Source organism: Phaeodactylibacter xiamenensis, from assembly GCF_000759025.1.
Taxonomy (GTDB): Bacteria; Bacteroidota; Bacteroidia; order Chitinophagales; family Saprospiraceae; genus Phaeodactylibacter; species Phaeodactylibacter xiamenensis.
Map to the genome: position 1 here is coordinate 38997 of NZ_JPOS01000016.1, position 21595 is coordinate 60591.

The following is a 21595-nucleotide window of genomic DNA, read 5'->3' on the forward strand; positions in this document are numbered from 1 at the left end:
AATTCAGGCGTAGCTTTCGTATGCTGAAAACAGGGCTATTGTGATTCTAAAATGACTCCAATCCGGAGCTACCCTACTACTGCTATGCCTGAGCTGTATCTTTTTATCGTTATTCTGCTATTTGTACTGGCCATCTCTGACCTCATCGTGGGCGTCAGCAACGATGCCGTTAATTTCCTAAACTCAGCCATAGGCTCCCGTGTGGCTTCCCGCAATGTGATTATGATTGTGGCGAGCCTGGGCATTTTCGTAGGCGCTACCTTTTCCAGTGGCATGATGGAAGTGGCGCGCAAAGGTATCTTTAATCCGCAGTTTTTCTTCTTTGCGGAGATTATGGTGATTTTTCTGGCCGTCATGCTCACGGATATCATTCTGCTTGACCTCTTCAACACCTTTGGGATGCCGACCTCAACCACGGTGTCTATCGTTTTTGAACTGCTGGGGGCTGCTGTTGCGGTATCCGTTCTCAAAATACTGGCCGCTGGTGATGGCATGGATACGCTGGGGCAGTATATTAATACTTCGAGTGCCATCGCAATCATTTCAGGAATCTTTTTATCGGTGGGCATTGCCTTTGCGATCGGGGCAATACTACAGTACCTGAGCCGGCTGCTGTTCACCTTTGAGTACAAAAAGCGCATTCCCTGGGTGGGAGCCCTTTGGGGTGGCGTAGCGCTGACCATTCTGACCTTTTTCCTGATTTTCAAGGGCGCAAAGGGGGCAAGCTTTATTTCGGATGAAGTGCTGGGCTGGATCAAAGCAAATACCGCACTGCTCATCGGCATATCACTGGTGTTCTGGATAATTGTGATGCAGATTTTAGTTGTGCTCAAAGTCAATATCCTGCGCCTTATCGTCCTATTCGGTACCTTTTCTCTGGCGATGGCCTTCGCCGGTAACGACCTGGTCAACTTCATCGGTGTGCCTATTGCCGGATTTGAGTCTTACATGGCCTGGTCTGGCTCCGGTGAGGAAGCGGGGCAGTACAGCATGGAGGTGCTGCAGCGCCCGGTACGTACCCGCACTTACATGCTGTTGCTCGCCGGCCTGATTATGATCCTCACCCTATGGTTGTCCAGAAAGTCGCGGTCGGTCACGGAGACGGAAGTAAACCTGGGGCGGCAGAGTGAAGGCGCAGAACGCTTTTCCCCTAATATGCTGGCACGGGGCATCGTGCGGTATACCCGACTGATGGGTGCAGGGTTTCAGCGTATCATCCCCAACCGGCTGTTGCGCAAGACCAACAACCGGTTTGAACCCATGAAGCCATCTGACGCAGCGGAAGACCAAGCCGCCTTCGACCTGGTGCGTGCCGCTGTTAACCTCACCGTAGCCAGTATGTTGATCTCCTTTGCCACCTCACTGAAGTTGCCGCTTTCCACGACCTACGTCTCCTTTATGGTAGCGATGGGTACCTCCCTGGCAGACCGGGCCTGGGGGCGGGAGAGTGCCGTGTACAGGGTAGCCGGTGTGCTGAATGTGATTGGCGGATGGTTCGGTACAGCCATCATTGCCTTTAGTGTATCGGCGACATTTGCCTGGCTGATTTTCCAGTTCGGGGTATGGGCAATCGGTGGGCTTGTTATTGCTGCCGTGTTCTTCATCAGCCGGACTTTCCTGATCCATCAGCGCAAGGAGCGCCGGAAGGAAGCCCGGGAAGCAGCCACCGGACGCAGAAGAATGCCAGCGCAGGAGCTGCAAGCCGAAACGGCCACCTACATTGCCGGCACTTTGGATCAGGTACGCACACTTTTCCGGCAATCTGTAGAAGGATTGGTAACAGAAGATCTCAGGCTGCTCAGTGATGTGTCGGCACAAATGCAGGCGCTGGAAGAACGGCACGAAGACTTAAAGTACCGCCTCGTCAGCAGTATTCAAAAAGTGGAGGAAGACGATACGGAAATCAGTCGGCTGTACTTGCTGGTTTATGACCTTGAGCAGGATCTTCTGCAGTCTGTCCGATTGGTGACAGATGCCTGCCGGGATTATGTGCGTAACAGCCTTGTCCCCTTTTCCCCGGGGCAGCAAGAGCAACTGCGGGAACTGACCCGGGCAGTGGAGCGCTTTCTGGAACTGGTTGCCCGAGCCCTGCATACCGGGCACCCGGATCACGCTGTTCAGATTTTGCAGGAAAAACCGGGCCTGCTCCAACACATTGAGGAACTGCTTAACGATCAGGTCCGCGGGCTTCGGCAGCGCACTTACGGCAACCGGAACACTATGCTCTTTTTCAGCCTGCAACTGGAAACCAAGGACATCGTTGCGGTAGCCGCCCGCTTCGTAAAGCTGTACCGCCGGCATCAGGAGGCGGAAGGAATGACACATCCACTTTTGTTTAGCCGGTAAAGGAAACAAAACAACTTCCCGAATTGTGTACTTTGGGCGATCATTAATTACAATGCCCGATACCGAATGCCTGTTTTCTGGCTCGACCCTGAGCATATTATCTTTCCCGACCCGATACATTCAACCCCTGATGGACTTTTGGCAGCAGGTGGCGACTTGTCTAGGGAACGCTTGCTGCTGGCTTACCGCAATGGTATTTTCCCATGGTATGCCCCCGGCGACCCAATCTTGTGGTGGTGCCCCGATCCGCGCTGTGTGCTTTTCCCTAAAGACCTGAAAGTATCCAAAAGCATGCGCCCTTATTTCAATCAGCGCAAATTTGAAGTCACCTATGACCGGTGCTTTTCGGAAGTTATGCAGGCTTGCGCCCAACAGCCCCGCAACGGGCAGGCCGGTACGTGGATTACCCGGGAAATGATGAAAGGCTATACCCGTTTGCACGAAGTAGGCTATGCGCATTCGGTTGAGGTTTGGAAAGAGAAGGAGCTCGTGGGCGGGCTATACGGTATTGCAATCGGCAAGGTCTTCTTTGGGGAGTCTATGTTTGCCACAGCCTCCAATGCTTCTAAGTTTGGGTTCATCTCCCTTGTCCATCGGCTGGAAGCGCAGGGCTTCACCCTAATTGACTGTCAGCAGGAGACCGGCCACCTGCTTAGCCTGGGAGCGACGACTATTCCCCGCCCGGAATTTTTACAGGCTCTGCGTGCCAATGATGCACACCCGGATGGTGAGGGGAAATGGGGATAGGGGCGCTTTTTCAATCTAACCGAAAGGTTATTTGTTGTAAAAGCTATTTTTTCCATTCCAATAAACACTTCAGGCGCTTGTACCTTTGTCGGCCTCGTAATCCGCTATAATGGATGCTACTTCTTCTGTAGTAAGACCTGCTATTTCAGCAATATCAACCATAGAAAGCCCTTTTTCATGAGCCCGGAGTACTACGGTGTGAGCCTTACGCTCGACGCCTTGCTCGATGCCTTGCTCCAGCACTTCCTTTAAAATAGCTTCTTCCAGTCCCATAGGTTCTCGTGATTTGGTAATCTTGCGTACTTCATTTTCAAATTTAAGCTTATTCTCGGAATTTTGAAAGGACACATACATATTGATGAAGTTGTACAATTGCCGGATTTTCGCTTTATCCAGCCCCCGTGACAACAAGTGGCGCATCAGCTCCAGTTTACTGATCATCAATTGATTATCTTCTTTCAATCTAGGATCTAATGCCCGGTAGGCGGTTTCCAGGGCTAATCCGAATGGATTTCCTGAAGCCCTTAAATCCTCTGGGGTTTTGTCTGCCAATATAAACGACTGGAAACGATAAATAAGTTCCGTTCCCAGAAAACTAGTCTTATAGGCAGTGGCATGATAAGCCCGGTTGGTATCTGTGTAAAGGGCTATTGCCGTAACAGGCTTATTGTAGCGATCCAATATTCTGTAATAATACTGGAACATCCGGAAGGCAAAGTAAGCATCCGGATAACCCTGTACCTCCACATGTACTAAAAACCAGCGCTCCTCACCATCGTTCAGCCAGACTTTAAAGAGTTTATCCGCATGCCGTCGCCTGGTATCCGCCTCGGGCATGATTCGTTCAAGGTCCTTATCCAAAAATACTACGCCCCGCCTGAGATCTATCTGATCCATATACGTCGGGAAGAAGAAATACAGAAAGTCTTCTACCAATTCCTCAATGAGGGCTTTCCAGAGTGTGTCGCGCCGTACCATAACTGCAAAATATAGAAACTCCCTGAAAGAACCAAATGGTTTGAATTTTTTTATTTCAACTATTTAACGGTCACCTTATCGTCTCCCAAATCCATTACCTCCATTTAAAATACCAAACTATCCTTCAAAGTCCTAACCTTAATGATTCCCGTGCAAGCATTATAGTCCCATTTCCCTTCTTCCATATAGTGGGCATCCAGTGGATGTAAGACCATAGATTCACAATTGCCCTCGTCTTTGAAAACATAAACCGCCCTAAACCTGCTGAGGCTATGTGTGAAGCGTTCGGCATTGCAAGCCTGCTCCAAACATAGCCTCAGCAGATATAGGGACAGCCTGAGTTTAGAAAGATCAGTTCACCGCAGGCGTCACTACAAACTTGCGGAAATCAATTGGCCCGTGATCGCCCTGAATCATAATGGGGCCGGGCTCGCCTTCGTTGCTGTCCAGTGAGCCACCGGTGATGCCGGGGATGGGCCGGTTAGAGATCACTTCCACCCCATTGAGCACTACCGTAACGTGCCTTCCCACAAGGGTGATTTCATAGGTCTGCCACTCTCCTGGCGCTTTCGCCGCGTTAACCGTTGGTGCAATAAAACCATACACGCCACCGATGCTGACATCATCCGCTCTTCCCTTGGAGTCCTCGATCTGTATCTCATGACGGCCGCGGAGGTAAATGCCGCTGTTACTGCCTTCGGGGTAGCGGAACTCAATACTAAGCTTGAAGTCATCAAACTTCTGAGTGGAGATCAGGTTGCCGCCTTTTTTGGCATTCATCATGACCCCATCAACCATCTTGAACTGATTATTCTCCGGGATGATCCAGCGGTCCATGTTCTCAGTGAGCAAATTGATGGGCGTGCCCCATACGGGTGGCTCCTCCCTTGTCAGGCTTGGCGCGCGCACACCGGTAAACTTGAGCTTATTGCCATCGAGCATTTTATAGCCCGAGAGCTTGTCGTCTTTCAGGCTGAACTCAAAGTAGATATCGTCAATATCCATCCACTGTGGCGGAATGGTAAAGTGGTACTTGTCTTTAGCTTCATCGTAGTGGATTTCAGCAATAGGGCGGGCGCTGCCTTCGTACCCCACGTAGTAGCCCACGAGCGTAGAGAAGCCCGACAGCTTCACCTGAAGCCATCCCGGGAATCCCTTGGACGACATCAGCCCGTGCCTGAAAATACCGAGATTTTCCAGTTGGTCTTTCTCCATTGTAATGGTGAGGTCCCATTTGCCAATCAGTTCCGAATCACTCTCCACGCGTTGTGCGGAAAGGGTGGAAAAAGTCATCATTGCACAAACTACCAGAAGTAAAGCTCTTTTTAAATCCTTCATCATTATTCCTTTTGTTTTGGTTATGGTAAAGAAGTCTTGAAATAAACCATTATTTATGGTTTTCCAAAAAGGGATGGAACCGGGTTAAAAACTGCTCCGGTTTTTCTACAAAAGGCGTATGCCCGCAGTCGTCGAAAACCACTTCGGTGTAGGTGCCCCCATTGCGCTGATACTGTTCGAGTACGTAGCGGGTTTGGCTGACCATAGGTTGTGGCGGATAGACATCCTCGCCAGGGTAGTTGGGGATCAGCCCCAGTTTGCCAAGTGTGCCAAAGTCGAACAGGGAATTATCCGAAACGATCTGATCCTCGGCGCCACGTATCCATAAAACAGGAGGCTTAGCTTCGGCATGAATGAATTTTTCCACCGACGCCCCGATATACTTAGGTGAAGTGGAATTGATAGGCCCGTAATTCCCGGGAGCCACGAAGGGGTAGTTTTCGGAAGGCACAAAGTCGCCGGGGTACCTGGTGTCGCCTGTCTTCTGGCTCAGCAGCGAGCTCAGGTATTCTTCCTCCCGCTCCGGCTTGAAGGGCGGCTTCCAGTAAAAGGTATTCATGACTACGCGGGGCGAGGCTTGCGGGTTATCGCTCCCCCTGTCCTTTTGGCCCATTAATTTGGCAAATTCAGCGTTCACAATGCCTCCTCCTGAGCCGGCAAAGTCAGCATAGTTAGGTGTCCCTTTCTCGTCTTTCGTGCCCCCAAAGCCAAAGGGGGAGCCCGGAGCCACCAAAGTAGCCGACAGCACGCGTTCGCCTTCTTCAGCAATGAGCGGGAACAGGAATGCCCCGCCCAGCGAATGCCCGGCAATATGGTACTGTTCAATGCCAAGCGCCTCGCGCAAAGCCTGAAAGTCCGCTACCCAGTCGGCAATGCCACGGGTCGCATCTATGAGTTGGTCTTCCGTATCGCCGTAGCCGCGCAGGTCAGGCGCTATACCCCTGAAGTCTTCGGGCAGATTCTGCATGGTTTCTTCCCAGAAGAAGGAAGAGCTGCCATTGCCGTGGATGAAAAATACAGGGGTGCCACTTTCGCGGAAAAAGCGCACAAACTGCTTCAGGCGGGGCGTGGAAATCGTTTTGTTGGTTAGCATTGCTTTTGTTTTTTTAAGACGACAGTAGTTTTCTCTCCTGAGTTTGGGCATCACCGCTTCTAAGATACAACATCTGTCCCAGCGGAAAAACAGCCCCTACCGAAAAAGCAGCAGGCAGCGCTTCGAGCCCCTCACCCATGCAAATCATAGCGAATAGATGTTCCCAAACCTATAAACACCACAGAGACAGCCCTCACCAGACCGCCTCCCTGACATAATCCTGAGGGAGGAGCAATCAATCCAAGCCCTCCACCCAGGGGCCTCCGGACTTAACAATCAGCGCTCCGATTTCCTTAGCCTCCCCTTTAAGCTGCATCAGCTTATCATTCATCGACTGCCATTCTGAAGTGATCATCCCAACCGTTTCCAGGTGCGTGGGCGTCGGGCCATAGGTAGAGTTGGAAATGCCCCGGTTCAGCGCAAAGAGTCGGCTGCCGATCGTCGGTTTCCCTTTTTCGCCAATCTCATTTTTCGCGGGATTGCCATTGAGCTGTGTGTCGAGGGCATCGAGGCCTGCCTGCAGAGTAGCGATGCGCTCCAGGACCTCACTGCTGACGGCAGCGCTTGATGCTGCACGGAATAAATTAGAGCTGGCTTTGCGGGCGTTGGACAACTGCACAGACAGGGTATTCACATCCCGGGTCAGCTGTTCGTATTTTCGCCAGAAGGCGACCACCTCTTCCATCGGCTTACCCTGCAGCGCGGGTTCGCCCAGGCGCTCCACCTTCGCGTCTACCGGGCCCGCCAGGCGGATGCTCTTCCCTTTCTCGAAGGCGTGAAGCGTGGCCGTATAATCACCGGGCGCAGCCAGCATAGCCGTCAGAGGCTGTTCTTTGCCATCGAGCATCAGCGTTCCGGAGCCGCCTACCCGTAAGTTCCAGGCTACACGGTTGAAGCCGGGCTTATTCTCCGCTTTTACCCGGTTGACGACCCGGCCCTCCTTATCCTGAATCTCCAGGTACACATAAGGCTTCATTTCCCGGGTTTCTGCTTCGAGCGCTGCCCAGCCGGGGAAGGAAAGCTTGGTGGCCAATGAATCTTCCAGGTCTTTGCGTACCTGCTCCAGGCTCTTCACTTCTTCCTTCAGGTAGTAGGTCAGCACTGCTCCGAAATCCGGATTGGGCGCCACGAATAGCTGGGAGCCCTGTGAGCCTCTTACATCGTCGAAGTCAAGGACAGACTTCTCCATATACCACCAGGCTTTCCGGGGCTCAAACAGGCGGGCCGTTTCCTGCAGCTGCTCCTTGTTTACGCTTCTGAGGGCGGTGTAATCATCCAGGATGTAGAAGCCTCTGCCGAAGGATGCCGCCACCAAATCATTTTCCCGCCGCTGTATGGCAAGGTCGCGGAAGGAGATGGTGGGAATGCCCCCGTTCATTTCCGTCCAGTTGGCGCCTCCGTCTATGGTGAAATAGACGCCAAACTCTGTGCCCAGGAACAGCAGGTCTTTATCCACATGGTCCTGCACAATGCGCCAGACCAGGTTTTTCTCGCCCAGCCCATTGGACATGGCAGTCCAGGTTGCGCCTTTATCCATCGTTTTGAACAAATAGGGCTTGTAGTCGCCCTCCTTGTGGTTGTCCAGGGCTACGTAAAAGGTACTTTCGTCAAACAGGTCTGCTTTGATGTCATTGACATAGCAGCGCTCCGGTATGCCAAGGGCGCTGACTTCGATCTTTTTCCAGTTCGCACCTTCATCGGAGGTAATCTGTATCAGGCCATCATCGGTGCCGATGCAAATGACCGAGGCGTTTTTTGGCGAGACCGCGATAGAGGTGATGGTATTGAAATTAGACATCGCACCCACATCCCAGGGAGAATCCCAGCTCTGCACCGCTCCCATAATGGGCAGCGCCAGCCGCTCCTCATTTCTGGTCAGGTCGCCGGAAAGCGCGGTCCAGGAGTCGCCCCGGTCGGTGGACTTCCAAAGCCGGTGGGAAGCATGGTAAATCGTAGTCGGTACATGCGGAGACACCAGGATGGGCGCATCCCAGTTGTAGCGCTCGTAGTCTTCGCCCGCCCCGGGCTGTGGCATGATGTCAATGACCTCGCCCGATTTCAGGTCGATGCGGGAAAGCGTACCCTGCTGCCGCTGCCCGTACATGATATCCGGGTTGCCGGGCTCCGTCGCCGGCTGATGGCCATCCCAGTTCAGGACCACCTTCCAGTCGGCATTGCGGATGCCGTGGTGGTTGTCGGTGCGGGAGGGCCCGCCTTCCGTGCTGTTGTCCTGTGTGCCTCCGTAGACATTGTAGAAGGGCTCGGCATCATCGACTGCGACTTTGTAGAACTGCGTTAGCGGTAGGTTTTCCATGTAGCGCCAGGAAGCGCCTAAATCAAAACTTTCGTAAACGCCGCCGTCCGTACCCACCAGCAGGTAGTTGGGGTCAGATGCTTTGAAGGCTACGGCGTGGTTGTCCCCATGCTTGGCCGTTTCGTCCATATTGGTGAACGTTTTGCCGCCGTCTTCCGACTTCATCAGGCGGCTGTTCATCAGGTAAAGCCGGTCAAATTTGTGAGGCGAAGCAAAGATCTCCTGATAGTAGTGCGGCCCGGTGGCACCGGCTACGGCATCCGACATCTTCGTCCAGCTGCCACCACGGTTGTCAGACCGCCAAACGCCGCCCTTGGTGCGGTTGAGTTCTATAGCAGCGTACAGCACATCGGGATTTTGGGGAGAGATAGCCAGCCCGGTCTTTCCCCATTTGCCTTTCGGCAAACCCGTCTCCAGCTTCCGCCAGGTATCGCCGGCATCATCAGAGACGTACAGGCGGGATTTTTCTCCACCTCCCATCCATGCGGCTACTGTGCGGTGGTGCTCCCAGGTCACGGCGTACACCCGGTCGGGGTCACGTGGGTCGTAGACCATATCGGTCACGCCGGTATACTGATCGTCGCCGAGGGTTTTCTTCCAGGTTTTTCCACCGTCCGTAGACTTAAAAAAGCCCCGGTCGCCGCCCGGGCTCCACAGCGGGCCCTGTGAAGCGACCATGATGACATCCGAATCATCAGGGTGGACGATAATTTTGGAGATGTGCTCGGAGTTTTTCAGCCCCATATTTTCCCAGGAAGCGCCCCCGTCAAGGCTCCGGTAGATGCCGTCTCCGAATCCGGCGTGCCGCCCGCCTACATTTTCACCCGTCCCCACCCACACCGTGTAGGGATTGTTAGGGTCAAGGGTTACGCAGCCAATGGAGTAGACCGGCTGATCGTCAAAAATGGGGGTAAAGGTGGTGCCGGCATTGGTGGTTTTCCAAACGCCTCCCGAGCCTACTGCGACGTACCATACGTTCTCGTTGGTCGGGTCAATAGCCAGGTCGGCAATGCGGCCGGACATAAAGGCCGGGCCGATGCTGCGGAATTTCAGCTGGTCAAACAGTTTGGAGTCGATGCCCTGTCCACCGGTTGGCTTCTTTTGCGCAAAGCCCTGCGGGGCAGCAATAACGAATAGGAACAGGAAAGTGAGTATGGAGCAATGTTTCATTAGAACAAGATTGGATTAACAATTTTGGTGGATCAGAACTGCAAAATAGCCAAATTTGGTTTTATGGTTAATTGATCACTTCCATGAAACCATCTCCTAATTCAACGAAGCACTTTTCGGCCTCAAAATGCCTCACTATTTCATCGAGGTTGGCATCCAAAATTTCAATCAATCTCTTGGTAGAAATATTTCCTAAACTAATTTTTAATACCCTGCTTGGTGAGTTGTTAAGAAGATGACTATTCCTGAAATCTGCGTCCTTAGTCATCACCGTATAGCCATTTTCATTTGCGTAACGGCTAATTTCAGAATCTTTGGTGTGGTAGCTATCAAGAATATCGTTTATATGAATAGCTTCGTGTCCGTTACTTTGAAAAAAGCGGACAACCTTGTAGGCAATATGAACGTCGCACAGGACTTTAAATGTCATGCCGCCAAGGTTATGGTTCTTCCAGATACGAGCATTTTAGCATATTCTAGACTAGCCAAAATGTCTTCCTTTTCTAATTCCGGATGATCTTCAAGGATTTCTTCAATACTCATTTCGGACAACATCATATCTAATAATACTTCCACAGGCCACCTCATTCCTCGTATGCAAGGTTTTCCATGACAAATTTCCGGGTCAACGGTTATACGGTTTATGTATTTTGGTTCAGTATTTTTCATGGTTTCATGTTTCCTTAATGGAGAGTTATAATATCAAAAAAATGAACAACATTTAGTTCCGAGATCAACTTTTACCATTATCAAAGTTGCAGTTTATGACCTGTAACCGGGTCTGATCAATTGGGGGCTGAAACACTGGTTCTGCTCGATGCCCTGCTCACGTACTTCTTGTAAAATAGCTTCTTCAATTCCCATAGCTTTCCCTGATACTCACTTCTCCGCTTCGTAGGTTTGTATGATCTGCTCAACCTGCTCGACGGACAGCTCTGCGATTTGGGCAATATCGGTTAGTGGCAACCCCTTCTCATAGGTGCGGATGACTACCAGGCGCTTTTCTTGTTCGATGCCCTGCTCGATGCCCTGCTCCTTGACTTCTTGCAAAATAGCTTCTTCTAATCCCATAGCTTTTCTTGATTTCGTAATTTTTTGAACCTCATCTTCAAATTTAAGCTTATTCTCTAAGTTTTGAAAGGCCGTATAATAAGTGATAAAGTTATACAGCCGCCGGATTTTTGCTTTGCTTAGCCCGCACGACAGCAGATGCCGCATCATATCCAACTTGCTGACCAACAGCTGCTGGTCATCTTTGCTGCCTATATCCAGTGCGTTGCGGGCCGCCTCGAGGGCAAAGCCAAAGGGGTTACCGGAGGCTCGTAGCTCCTCAGCCGTGTGGTCTATCAATACAAACGATTGAAAGCGATAAATTTGTTCCGTACCTAAAAAATTAGTCCGATAAGCGGTGGCGTGGTAAGCCCGGTTCGTATCCGTATAAATGACGACAGCCGTGACCGGCTTGTTGTACCGGTCAAGGATCCGATAATAATATTGAAACATCCGATAACCAAACTGATCATCCGGATAGCCTTGTACTTCTACATGTACCAAAAACCATTGTTCCTGCCCGTCCTTTAGCCAAGCCTTGAACAGTTTATCCGCATGCCGCCGTTTGGTATCCGCTTCCGGCATAATTCGCTCCAAATCCTTATCCAAAAACTCCAGCCCCTTGCTAAAGTCTATCCGGTCAATGTATTTGGAGAAAAAGAAATGCAAAAAGTCTTCTGCTAAATCTTCAATAATACCTTTCCAGAGTATATCGCGCCGTATCATGCAGGTAAGATAAGAACAAATCGAATAAAACTCAAATTATTTGAATTATTTTGTTTCAATCGTTATTCGTAAACCATTGAAGCCAGCTTTGCCCGGTAGTTCTGCTCCAACGCACTCGCAAATGCAGCTTTATCCCTGCGCATCGACTCCATAGCTTCCCCATCCACGATAGACGGGTTCAGGCCCCTGAGGTGGCTGTCGCTCCAAGAGGCCAATTCCACGAGTATGGGCGTCAGGGCGAGCCCCATATCCGTTAGAAGATAGAGGTTGGTCTTTTTGTTGCCCGGCCGTTTGGTCTTGATGATGATCCCTACCTCCTCCAATAGCTTGAGTTTAGTGGAAAGGATGTTGGTCGCAATGGCCTCCTCACTTTCCGTAAAGTCCTTGAAGGTCTCCTTGCCTTCGACCAGCATCTGCTTTACGATCACCAGCATCCACTTATCCCCTAAGATGTCGAGGGCGGAAGTAAACGGGCAGTCGCATCTGAAATCCTGTGGCATATGTTAAGCTCCTGTTAAATATTGCTTGCAAATCAAAAGTTATTTTGTTTTTACTTGCAATTTGAAAGTTAAAGTGTAATTTTGCTTGCATAACAAAAGTAATAAACTTCAAGCAATGAAAAAAGCAATACCTCTTCTACTGCTGTCGGGCATTTTGGCCTGCTGCAGCCCTTCAACAGCGCAGTCCCCCGCGGCTGCTTCATCTGATCACACTAATGCAAAACCTTCAACCATGAGTACCAAAGCAACAGTAGGCACTTTCCTTGGCGCCGTTTTACAAAATGACCCGGCGACGATGCGGGAACTGGCCAATGCCGATTATATTCAGCACAACCCGTTTATCCCGACCGGGCTCGAGCCTTTCATCCAAATGCTGCCGGTCCTGCAGGAAAACGGCACCACAGCCGAAAACATCCGGATGTTCCAGGACGGCCAGTACGTGTTCATGCACAACATCTGGCGGAATGCCAAGCCCTTTGGGGCAGACGAGATGGTCTCCTTTGATATCATCCGGCTGGATGAACATGGCAAGGTAGCCGAACACTGGGACGCCATGACCCCATTAGTGACAGAAACGGCCAGCGGAAGGACGCAAACGGACGGCCCCACAACGGTTGAGGATTTGGACAAAACCGAAGCAAACAAAGCCCTGGCGGTATCCCTCGTTGAAGATGTATTGATGGGCAAAAATCCAAACAAAATTACGGACTACATCAGTGCTGAAACCTACCATCAGCATAACCCAGGCATCAAGGACGGATTGCAGGGTATTGTAGAAGCAGTCGAATATCTAACTGCCCGGAATAACATGTTTCAGTACACCAAAATACACAAAGTACTGGGTGAAGGGAATTTTGTTTTGACGGTAAGTGAGGGACAATGGAATAACACCAGCAATGTCTTCTATGACTTATTTCGAATTGAGAACGATAAAGTCGTGGAGCATTGGGATGTCATTCAGCCCATCCCCACCGAGGGTTTGGCGAATGACAACGGGATGTTTGGATTCAAAAACGACTAACGGAGGAGCTTTTCTGTACTTTTCCTAACGTTGTGTGACGGCTCCGGCCTCAATGGTGACCTTGATGACTATTGGGGCTGGCGTCTTTATACCGACGACGAAGTAGTTTCCCCGATAGCTATCCCCGATAGCCATCGGGGCCAACCATGACTTCGTGTCGGCATACCTGTGCGTACCGGCATACTCGTGCGTCGGGTTTGTGCATTACGCCCAAACCTCTCCGTTCCGAGTATACCCAACTTGCAAGATACCGGCTGCACCGCTTTCCGTAATTTCATTTAGCCTTTCCGGGAAATCATTTAATGCCCTCACTTTGCTCAACTGATATTTGTGGAACAAAAGTTAAAAACAAAACGCAATGATCAGGAAAGTACTCGGAATAGCACCCACCAAAGAAAAAAATGGTCCCGGCTATATCCCCTCCCCAATGGGAAGAAAGTTTGGTGTAGACAAAGTAAGCGGTTACAAAGCGACCGATTTTGAGGGCAGGAAGTATCAAGGGAACAAGAAGGTTTTAGTGCTGTGCACCGAAGAGCGTTACTTTGAAATGGCCAATGGAAAGCTCTTTTCCACAGGAAATAATGTGCAGGAAACTATGGTTCCACTAATGCATCTCGTCAATGGAGGGTTTAATTTTGATGTAGTCACTTCAACCGGGAAACCGGCGATCCTTGAAGAGTGGTCGGTACCCATAAAGGATAAGGCAGTACTGGCATTCCGGGAAGAACATCAAACCAAATTTGACACCCCTCTCTCCCTAAAAGCGCTCGTTGCAGGCAATGCCTTAAAAGGGGATTCGGATTACATCGCTCTTTTTCTTCCGGGTGGGCACGGCTCTATGGTCGGGCTACCGGACGATAAAAATGTTGGCAAACTGCTCCGCTGGATAGAAACCTCTGACCGGTACCTTGTTGCCGTTTGTCATGGCCCTGCTGCTATGATAGCAAAAGACCAAAGCAATGCCCCCAATCCTTACAGAGGGTATAAAATGGTGGCTTTCCCGGATAAATTCGATAAGCAGTCACCTTCACTGGGCTATCTGCCCGGACAGTTGACCTGGTTTCAGTGTGAAGCTTTAGAAAAAGAGGGCATTGAAGTAATCAACGATAAAATAACGGGAGCCACTCACGTCGACAGGAAGCTCATTTCTGGAGATAGCCCCAAGGCTTGTGATGAGCTGGGGAAGATAACGGTTGCCGCCCTTTTTAAAGAATTGCAGGTTCGTTAATTAGAGCAAACAAAAACGGAATGTTTATCAACATTTCTTCAGTTGGCGGAAGAATGACGTATCCGTTAATGCCTTTGTATCATTCCACCAAGTGGGCTGTGGAGGGTTTCTCTGAATCCCTGCGATGGGAAATGGCACAAATTGGCGTAAAAGTGAAGATAATTGAGCCGGGAGGCGTTGCCACCGATTTTGGAGGCCGGTCCCTGGATATGCAGCACAATCAGGAGCTCAGCGAATACAATGCATTCGTAAATACTTTTATGGCTGCCATGGCACAAGCTATGAATCCTGAAACGATGACGCAGCCTGAACAGATTGCTGAAGTTATTTTTGAAGCGGCAACCGACGGTTCGGACCAACTACGCTACAGAGCGGGTGCAGATTGCGAGCAATTGCTGGGGGCAAGAGACAAGATGCCTGATGAGGAATTCTTCGCTATGCAAAAACAAATGATGGGGATGTAAATCCCGCACAACAAATATGCTCGTATGTTTGAACCGTAAAAAACGTGACCATATGGATTACTATGAAATAAATTCAATTGCTCAGGCGCATCAGGCTATGGGGCTGCCCTCGCCAAAGCATCCTTTGGTTACGGTAGTGCTAACCAAAGATTTTAACGCCCAATTCGATTTTAAAGGGGTGAAAGTCATCAACAATCTTTATCAGGTTACGCTGAAGCAACCTGGGTGTGGCAATTTGTTATACGGCAAAAACTCCTATGATTATGAAGAAGGAACCTTGGTTTTCACTGCGCCCGGCCAGGTTACGGTGTCCGATGGCGACATGCCGGAATCAGAAGATGACCCCAGAGGTTGGATATTGGCTTTTCACCCGGATTTAATCAGGAAATCCCCCCTATCCGCTAAAATAGATGGGTATTCATTTTTCAATTACGATGTCAATGAAGCCCTTCACCTGTCAGAGGAAGAACTAGATACGATAGAGGGCCTGCTGGATAAAATAGTGAAGGAATACAGCCAAAATTTGGATAAGCACAGTCAGAACCTGATTATATCCAACATCGAACTCTTGCTGGATTATTGTACCCGGTTCTACGACCGTCAGTTTTATACCCGAACCAACCTCAACACCGACATCGTCTCAAAATTTGAGCGGCTTTTAAAAGCTTATTATCAAACAGATCAGGTGCATGACTCAGGCATGCCGAGTGTACAGTACCTGGCAAAAGCGTTAAGCTTCTCTTCCAACTATCTGAGCGATCTTTTGAAGAAAGAAACCGGAAAGACTGCCCAGGAACACATACACCTCTTTGTCATTGAGAAAGCGAAAAATATGCTATTGAGCTCTAATCACTCCATCAGTGAAATCGGGTATGCTCTGGGGTTTGAATATCCTCAGCACTTTAGCAACTTATTCAAGTCAAAAACCGGTTTTAGCCCAAGTGAATTCAGAAACCTGAATTAAGCAACCGCCTCATTCTGCCAACACTACAGCCCGGTGCCATGCGGTAAACATTGAATGAAGCAGTCAAACAAATCGGTCTTGCTGATATAGGTTTTTCGGTCAAACCCCATGCCCCTGTGTTCGATTTCTATCCAACCGAAATAATCCAGAAAACGCTCAAAGGTCCGGACGGCGTAACACCCGGTTGCATACTCCATCGGGGTACGATAGGAGGTCGGTTGAATGGATTGCAACAGCTGCGGGAAAGCCCTAAAATACCGCTCGGCATAAAACGATTCCAATCGCTTTTCCGCTCCGTACTTCGACAGCAGGATCAGGGAAAACCCGTACCCCAGCTGCCCGATCTGATTCTCACCGTACCCATCATAGTACGCCCAGTTGAATTTGGTGGCGAAGGTCAGCAACAGCAGGCGGAGCAGCTCTTGGTCATCGGCCAGGATTTGCGTCCCTTTTTTAGTCAGGCTTAATTTCCCCTGCCGCTTTTTTACCAGGCCTGCTATTTCAATCAGCAAGCGGGTCAGGTTGATGGTCAGGGAATCCGTCTCTTTGTACAGCTTAGAGATGCCCTTTTCAAACTGCATCTCTTTCATAAACCCCTGCTGATAGATGTCCGCCACTATTTTGGTCGGCAGAAAACCCTTTGCAGTAAGTTTAAGCTCCCCGCTTTGCTCAATCAGCCCGCACAGGTACTTGACCTGATTGAGAAGGGGCACTTTCCGGTAGTCTGCCTCCGTTGCCTTTTTAAGTTGCAGCGGGCTTTCCGCCCCGAAGGTGTCATACATAATTTGGCGCATTTCCAGAGGGGAATACCCTTCAAAATCGGCGATTGCCCGGTTGTTCTGCGCCTTCATTTGCTGATCGAGCTGTTTTTGCAGGTCTTTTTCGTTCATATCTGATATTGTCAGGTTTGCGTTTTCCGGGGTCAAAATGACCGTTTTTGATCTGTAATCGAGTCTGAGCAATTAAGGAGCTGATAAACTGCTCAATAGTGCCCCCTGCATAAACGGTGGGCAGCACTGCCTGAATATACGGAATATGCTTTAGAGCTTGTTTGGATTTTACACTTTGGGCTGCTCTTGCCAAATTTTGTCCTGCTCTTCGTTATTCTTCGGTCACGTAGCTAAGGCTATGTTCCCTCATCACGCCTTGATCAGAACAAAATTTGGCTATGTTCGCTCCAAAAGCAAAATCCCAACAAGCCCTTAAACGATGCCCTGCCTGTCAGGCCGCGACTCCAAAGTCGCCACCTGCCTTGAAGCTCAGGCCACACGTCCCCGTTCACACCAGCAATTTACCCCTGAAAATCAAGAGATACTGAAGCCCCTCTTCGAAGCAAGTTTGTCATTATACCGACGACGAAGTAGTTTGGGACCAAACATGACTTCGTGCCTGCCCGACATGCAAAGGCAGGCGGGTCGGCATACCTGTGCGTACCGGCATACTCGTGCGTCGGGTGAACGCCCAAACCTCTCCGTTCCGAGTATAGATGCCTTTATTCCCAGGGCACGTCTTTTGTCACAGGGGCAAAGATTCCCTTGTCATAACGGAACAAGCCGCCCCATCCGCCCAACCAAAAGCGGCCTTCCCGGTCTCTGTGAATACTCAGGATCGAAGCCCCGGACAGATCCGCCTGCGCAAAATGCTGAAAAGCCTTCCCATCGTACCGGTACACCCCGTTGTTTTCCACCCCAAACCAAATATCACCATTAGTATCCTCATAGAAGTCGCCGGCTTCAACGCCATTGACGAGGCCATCCCGGGTATAATTCGTAAAGGTTTGCCCATCGTATTTGGAGACGCCGCCCCAAAAGGTGCCAATCCACAAATTTCCTTTCTGGTCAACCATCAAATCGTAAATGGTATTGTCGCAAAGCCCGTCTGCCGTGGTTAACGAGGTAAAGGTCCGGCCATCGTACCTGATAATGCCGTAGCCATCCGTGCCTAACCATAGATTTCCGGCTTGATCTTCGGCTATATCTGTTATCCGATTGGCAGAGTAGACCGTATTCGGCGCTTTGACTTCAGGCTTTGGGATAGCAATATTTTTAAATTTCGTGCCATCAAAACGGCTAAGCCCTTCATTGTGCCCGATCCAAATCACGCCTCCGGAGTCGATATACATCGACCATATTTCGCTATTCAGCAGCCCGTCTTCTTCCTTGAATATACTGAAGGAGTGCCCGTCGTATTTGTTAAGCCCAAAACCGGTAGCCACCCATAGGTTCCCTTCGCTATCCTCTGCAATCCCGGTCACCCTGCCCCCGCTGAAGCCTTCTTGCTTTGTGATGTACTCCAGCGTGCCCCCATCGTAGCGCATCAGCCCGTATACATTCGTACCGAACCAAAGATCACCCGATTTGTCCTGATAGATTTCACGGAGGTGCTGACACAACTGCCCGTCAATAAAGAAGAGGGGATCTTTAAAAGTAGCTGAATTATCGACCGCAGCTCCATCCTGTTCTGTTTTCGACCGGGTCTCTGCCTGCCCGTTGCAGGAAGAGGCCATTATCCACAACAAGATAGCGGCCAACAGGCTTGTTTTTCGGAATGTGGTGTATATGGTTGTCATGGTGTTGCAATTGGAATGTAATGGAGCCTAAGGAACCGGGGAGCAGCAACCAGCAATTCAATGCATTGCAAAAGATAGTTCTCCTTTATTCCCCTACCTTATTCAGATAGTCACTAACAGCACGAGAGAAGGTGGTCAGGTAAAAAGCAATGGACAGCCCTGTAAGCAAAATTAGAAAGGGTATTGAAATGGACTGGGTCATTACCATGCTCATTAGTATGGCTAAAATGGCCAATGAGGATAATATGGAAACTATTCTCCCCATGTACTGCCATCTCCAAAGCAGGCCAATTACCAATATAATGCCTAAGTTTCCAAAAATTTCAAACTGACCACCTGCCTCAACTAGCCATTTCTCTGAAAAGTTACTCCCCACAGCAATTGCAAAAATAATGGCAGCCACCACCATAGTTTCCGTTTTACCTATTTGCTTAGATTCCATGAATTGCATTTTTTAATTTCCATTCAACTGCATTGGCTAACGGGCTCTTACCCTCATGAACCCCTACCCTGCAAACCAGTAATGCTTAGTTTTCCAATCGCTCTAAAACATAGTTCAAGCAGACATTTTCCCCATTGACATACGCGTCAAAGGTAGGGATAACTTCATAGTGAGGTATCACCCCTCTGCCAAAGGGCAGTGTGGGCTTCACATTCATCACAAACTGCAAAGCCGGGACGGACACCTTAATCTTCGAATTTGGCAACACCAATGCCCGGCCGTAGCCGCTTGTATTCCCGTAGTAGCCCCCTCCGGTTTCCTGCCCGACAAATGTGGCTAAACCCTGACTGTACATCATATTGCTGAATTCACTGCCCCCGGAATAGGTGGCCGGGCTGATCAGGACGTACGTTTTGCCCCTGAATTTGTAATCCGGCTCCTTCTTGTAGGCCATCAGCCCTTTGCCGGGTGCCGCTCTTCTTTCCAAAGAGCCGTCCTCCATTTTCCGGTTGGTCAGCAGCCTTTCAAAAAAGCCGAATGCCTTTAGGGTAATGGGCTTGTCGGTTCCATTATCCAACACCGCCTTTTGAGCCTTCACCCTCACCTTTTTGTATTTCTGATAGTTGTCGCCGAAGTAGGAATACAGCAACCCTTCATTGCCCTCCGACCCGCCGGTGTTTTGGCTGACATCCACGATGAGGGTTTGAATATCATTTTCCCGTATGGATTTAAAACTGTTCCTCAGGAAAACACTCAGCTTCTTTTCTTTTGAATGCGCTCTTATTTCACCATTGCCAAAAGTATGAATGCCCAGATAGGCTACCGAGTCATTGAGTATTTTGTATTCCAACACCTCCTCCTCCGTGTTTTTGGGCTTGCCATACCTGTCGTTCAGGTGCCTGGTAATCGCCTTTACCGTCAGCGGTTGAAGGATTACGGGCTCGCTAATGCCCTTGAACTTAATCTCAAACTGATCCACCTGCCCGTAGTAGTAGAAGTGGTAGACCGAAAAGCTCAACCCTTCCAAATCACTGTACTTGACGGCTTTGATAAACCCATCGGAAGCAAAAAGATTCCCAATGTTGCCCACTATATGCTCCGGCGTTTCTCCGTTAATGGATTCGATGGGTTGGCCTTCGAGCGCAAAGTCTTCAAAGTCGGAGCCGTTCTTAACGCAGTAGAGTTGTTTACCCAGGAAGACCACGCTTAAGGGCAGCAACCTTACTTCGCTGTTTATTTTTTCCTTCACGATCGCAGGGCGAAAGATATCCGTATGGTCTTCCCGGGAAAGGGCCACCAACGGCGCGATCAGCTTGTGAAACTCAAGGACATTTAAATCCTTCGTGATTTTCCTTCTGACGTCTGCAAAAGCCCTGTCCACGCTGTCTTTGGGCGTGTACCAATACATGCCGGAGTGGAATTTGTCCAGCCCCTGATACAGTATTTCCAGGTCACCTAATAGCTTTTCTTTCTCAATCCTGGGCAAATCGCCGAAATCCTGGGCGCCCGCAGTTTGGAGTGCAAGACAACAGATGATGATGACGTTTAAAAGGTTTTTCATTGGTGTTTGATTAATGTGCTGCGACTCAGGAACATTCGTATTCACCACCTGTTCCAGTGCCTGTGTTGTGTGTCGTGAACCGATTTACAGTTCCACTAAAAGCTTTAGGATTTCCTTGCAAATGATGGCTGCATTTTCTTTCAGGCTGAATATGGTAATATGGCCTCCTTCCAGAAAAAACGCCTGCCCATTCGTTGAAAGTCCCGCTATCTCTTCCTGCATTTTTCTTCTTTCTGTCCTAATCTCTTCCGGGTTTAAACCCATTTTTAAGAGTGCCTTCTCGTTCAGGTTTGTCCCGGCGAACACCCGGACCGGCCTGGAACCAAAGTCATTAATCAAACGAGCCTTTTCCACTAACTCCGGGTACCCTTTTTCTTCCTCAAGATAGCCCCATAGGTATTTTCCATTTAGCGTGTAATCAAAATAGCGGTTCGTTACTTCTTCTGGTAGTCCGGGTGCTCTAAGTATCGGCCCCAAGACTCTATCGCCCAGCCCCAGGACACCCAGGTCACCGGTAATTGCTCCTACTTTATATAGCGCCTTTAGGAATTTTGGCTCAGGCGGCATATTCAACCTTTCGCTTGAATTCGGATGAGGGGCATCTATGAATACCAGACCCGCTACTTCGTCTGGATAAAGCGCTGTGAAGACACGAATGTAATGCCCGCCATACGAGTGGCCCGCCAAAATATAAGGCGGTGATTCCCCCGCCTTTTCCAGAAGGGTGTGCAATTCTCCAGCAATGGTTTCCGGGTCCCTGGACGCATCGCTCAAATCGCTGTATCCTATCCCCGCCCGGTCATAACGGACAACGCGCATGCTGTCCTTTAGCATTTCACCTAACCAATAGTAATATTCACTGGGCGCTCCTGCTCCGGATTCAATAAGCAGCGTTGGCTTGTCGTTTTGTGCTCCGATGGCATTGATGTGCAAACTGAAACCACCAACATCAATAAGCTCGCCGGGGGGCTGGGGTACAGGTGCAAACAGGCGGAAAACAAGGCCCGCCAAAATGACCATTGCCAACAGTAACCCCATGGACTTCAGAGCCCACCTAAATATTTTTGATATTATTCGCATTGGT

Annotated in this window: 19 protein-coding genes; 6 read left to right on the forward strand and 13 right to left on the reverse strand. The window is 49.8% G+C overall.

The window, feature by feature from the left end:
* Positions 1 to 51: 51 nt before the first annotated feature.
* Both IX84_RS06245 and aat read left to right on the forward strand, forming a co-directional pair.
* Entirely contained in the window at positions 52 to 2346 is a 2295-nt protein-coding gene (locus tag IX84_RS06245; protein ID WP_052515807.1) for an inorganic phosphate transporter, read from the forward strand.
* Positions 2347 to 2412: 66 nt separating this feature from the next.
* The gene (gene aat, locus IX84_RS06250) at positions 2413 to 3093 is read left to right on the forward strand and encodes a leucyl/phenylalanyl-tRNA--protein transferase (protein WP_044217644.1); all 681 of its coding nucleotides are present in this window, start codon (positions 2413 to 2415) and stop codon (positions 3091 to 3093) included.
* A gap of 69 nt (positions 3094 to 3162) precedes the next feature.
* Here the strand turns inward: aat and IX84_RS06255 are convergent, their stop codons facing one another.
* The 8 genes from IX84_RS06255 to IX84_RS06290 all read right to left on the reverse strand — a co-directional run bounded on the left by IX84_RS06255 (position 3163) and on the right by IX84_RS06290 (position 12262).
* Complete coding sequence (locus tag IX84_RS06255; RefSeq protein WP_044217647.1) at positions 3163 to 4071, reverse strand: Rpn family recombination-promoting nuclease/putative transposase; 909 nt, start codon at positions 4069 to 4071, stop codon at positions 3163 to 3165.
* 351 nt (positions 4072 to 4422) lie between these two features.
* The gene (locus IX84_RS06260; protein ID WP_052515808.1) at positions 4423 to 5412 is read right to left on the reverse strand and encodes a 3-keto-disaccharide hydrolase; all 990 of its coding nucleotides are present in this window, start codon (positions 5410 to 5412) and stop codon (positions 4423 to 4425) included.
* 46 nt (positions 5413 to 5458) lie between these two features.
* Positions 5459 to 6502, reverse strand: coding sequence for an alpha/beta hydrolase (locus IX84_RS06265; protein ID WP_044217650.1), 1044 nt, complete (start codon positions 6500 to 6502; stop codon positions 5459 to 5461).
* A 235-nt stretch (positions 6503 to 6737) separates the two neighbouring features.
* The gene (locus IX84_RS06270) at positions 6738 to 9986 is read right to left on the reverse strand and encodes a WD40/YVTN/BNR-like repeat-containing protein (protein ID WP_052515809.1); all 3249 of its coding nucleotides are present in this window, start codon (positions 9984 to 9986) and stop codon (positions 6738 to 6740) included.
* A gap of 67 nt (positions 9987 to 10053) precedes the next feature.
* The gene (locus tag IX84_RS06275; protein WP_044217652.1) at positions 10054 to 10416 is read right to left on the reverse strand and encodes a DUF5615 family PIN-like protein; all 363 of its coding nucleotides are present in this window, start codon (positions 10414 to 10416) and stop codon (positions 10054 to 10056) included.
* On the reverse strand, positions 10413 to 10655 hold the full coding sequence (locus IX84_RS06280) for a DUF433 domain-containing protein (RefSeq protein WP_044217655.1): 243 nt from the start codon (positions 10653 to 10655) through the stop codon (positions 10413 to 10415). Before IX84_RS06280 ends, IX84_RS06275 begins: the two co-directional genes overlap by 4 nt.
* Before the next feature lie 210 nt (positions 10656 to 10865).
* Complete coding sequence (locus IX84_RS06285) at positions 10866 to 11762, reverse strand: Rpn family recombination-promoting nuclease/putative transposase (protein ID WP_044217658.1); 897 nt, start codon at positions 11760 to 11762, stop codon at positions 10866 to 10868.
* Positions 11763 to 11824: 62 nt separating this feature from the next.
* Entirely contained in the window at positions 11825 to 12262 is a 438-nt protein-coding gene (locus tag IX84_RS06290) for a winged helix-turn-helix transcriptional regulator (RefSeq protein ID WP_044217660.1), read from the reverse strand.
* Positions 12263 to 12494: 232 nt separating this feature from the next.
* On the opposite strand from IX84_RS06290, the gene IX84_RS06295 reads away from it, so the two are divergent.
* The 4 genes from IX84_RS06295 (at position 12495) to IX84_RS06310 (ending at position 15939) form a co-directional block, all read left to right on the forward strand.
* Complete coding sequence (locus IX84_RS06295; RefSeq protein WP_044217663.1) at positions 12495 to 13283, forward strand: nuclear transport factor 2 family protein; 789 nt, start codon at positions 12495 to 12497, stop codon at positions 13281 to 13283.
* A 358-nt stretch (positions 13284 to 13641) separates the two neighbouring features.
* Positions 13642 to 14511, forward strand: a complete 870-nt coding sequence (locus tag IX84_RS06300; protein WP_044217666.1) for a DJ-1/PfpI family protein — start codon at positions 13642 to 13644, stop codon at positions 14509 to 14511.
* Positions 14512 to 14531: 20 nt separating this feature from the next.
* Positions 14532 to 14975, forward strand: a complete 444-nt coding sequence (locus IX84_RS06305) for an SDR family NAD(P)-dependent oxidoreductase (RefSeq protein WP_052515811.1) — start codon at positions 14532 to 14534, stop codon at positions 14973 to 14975.
* A 52-nt stretch (positions 14976 to 15027) separates the two neighbouring features.
* Complete coding sequence (locus tag IX84_RS06310; RefSeq protein WP_044217668.1) at positions 15028 to 15939, forward strand: helix-turn-helix domain-containing protein; 912 nt, start codon at positions 15028 to 15030, stop codon at positions 15937 to 15939.
* A 23-nt stretch (positions 15940 to 15962) separates the two neighbouring features.
* Here IX84_RS06310 and IX84_RS06315 read toward each other — a convergent pair whose 3' ends face one another.
* From IX84_RS06315 to IX84_RS30740, 5 genes are all read right to left on the reverse strand, one after another.
* Positions 15963 to 16829, reverse strand: a complete 867-nt coding sequence (locus IX84_RS06315; protein ID WP_044217845.1) for a hypothetical protein — start codon at positions 16827 to 16829, stop codon at positions 15963 to 15965.
* A gap of 602 nt (positions 16830 to 17431) precedes the next feature.
* Positions 17432 to 18508 carry a ligand-binding sensor domain-containing protein gene (locus IX84_RS06320; RefSeq protein ID WP_081968637.1) on the reverse strand — a complete coding sequence of 359 codons (1077 nt, stop codon included), beginning with the start codon at positions 18506 to 18508 and terminating at the stop codon, positions 17432 to 17434.
* An 85-nt stretch (positions 18509 to 18593) separates the two neighbouring features.
* On the reverse strand, positions 18594 to 18950 hold the full coding sequence (locus tag IX84_RS06325) for a hypothetical protein (RefSeq protein WP_152604942.1): 357 nt from the start codon (positions 18948 to 18950) through the stop codon (positions 18594 to 18596).
* Between the two features lie 85 nt (positions 18951 to 19035).
* Entirely contained in the window at positions 19036 to 20511 is a 1476-nt protein-coding gene (locus tag IX84_RS06330) for a S41 family peptidase (protein WP_044217676.1), read from the reverse strand.
* Between the two features lie 84 nt (positions 20512 to 20595).
* A complete protein-coding gene (locus tag IX84_RS30740) occupies positions 20596 to 21591 on the reverse strand; it encodes an alpha/beta hydrolase (RefSeq protein WP_052515813.1) in 996 nt (331 codons plus the stop codon).
* Between the last annotated feature and the right edge of the window lie 4 nt (positions 21592 to 21595).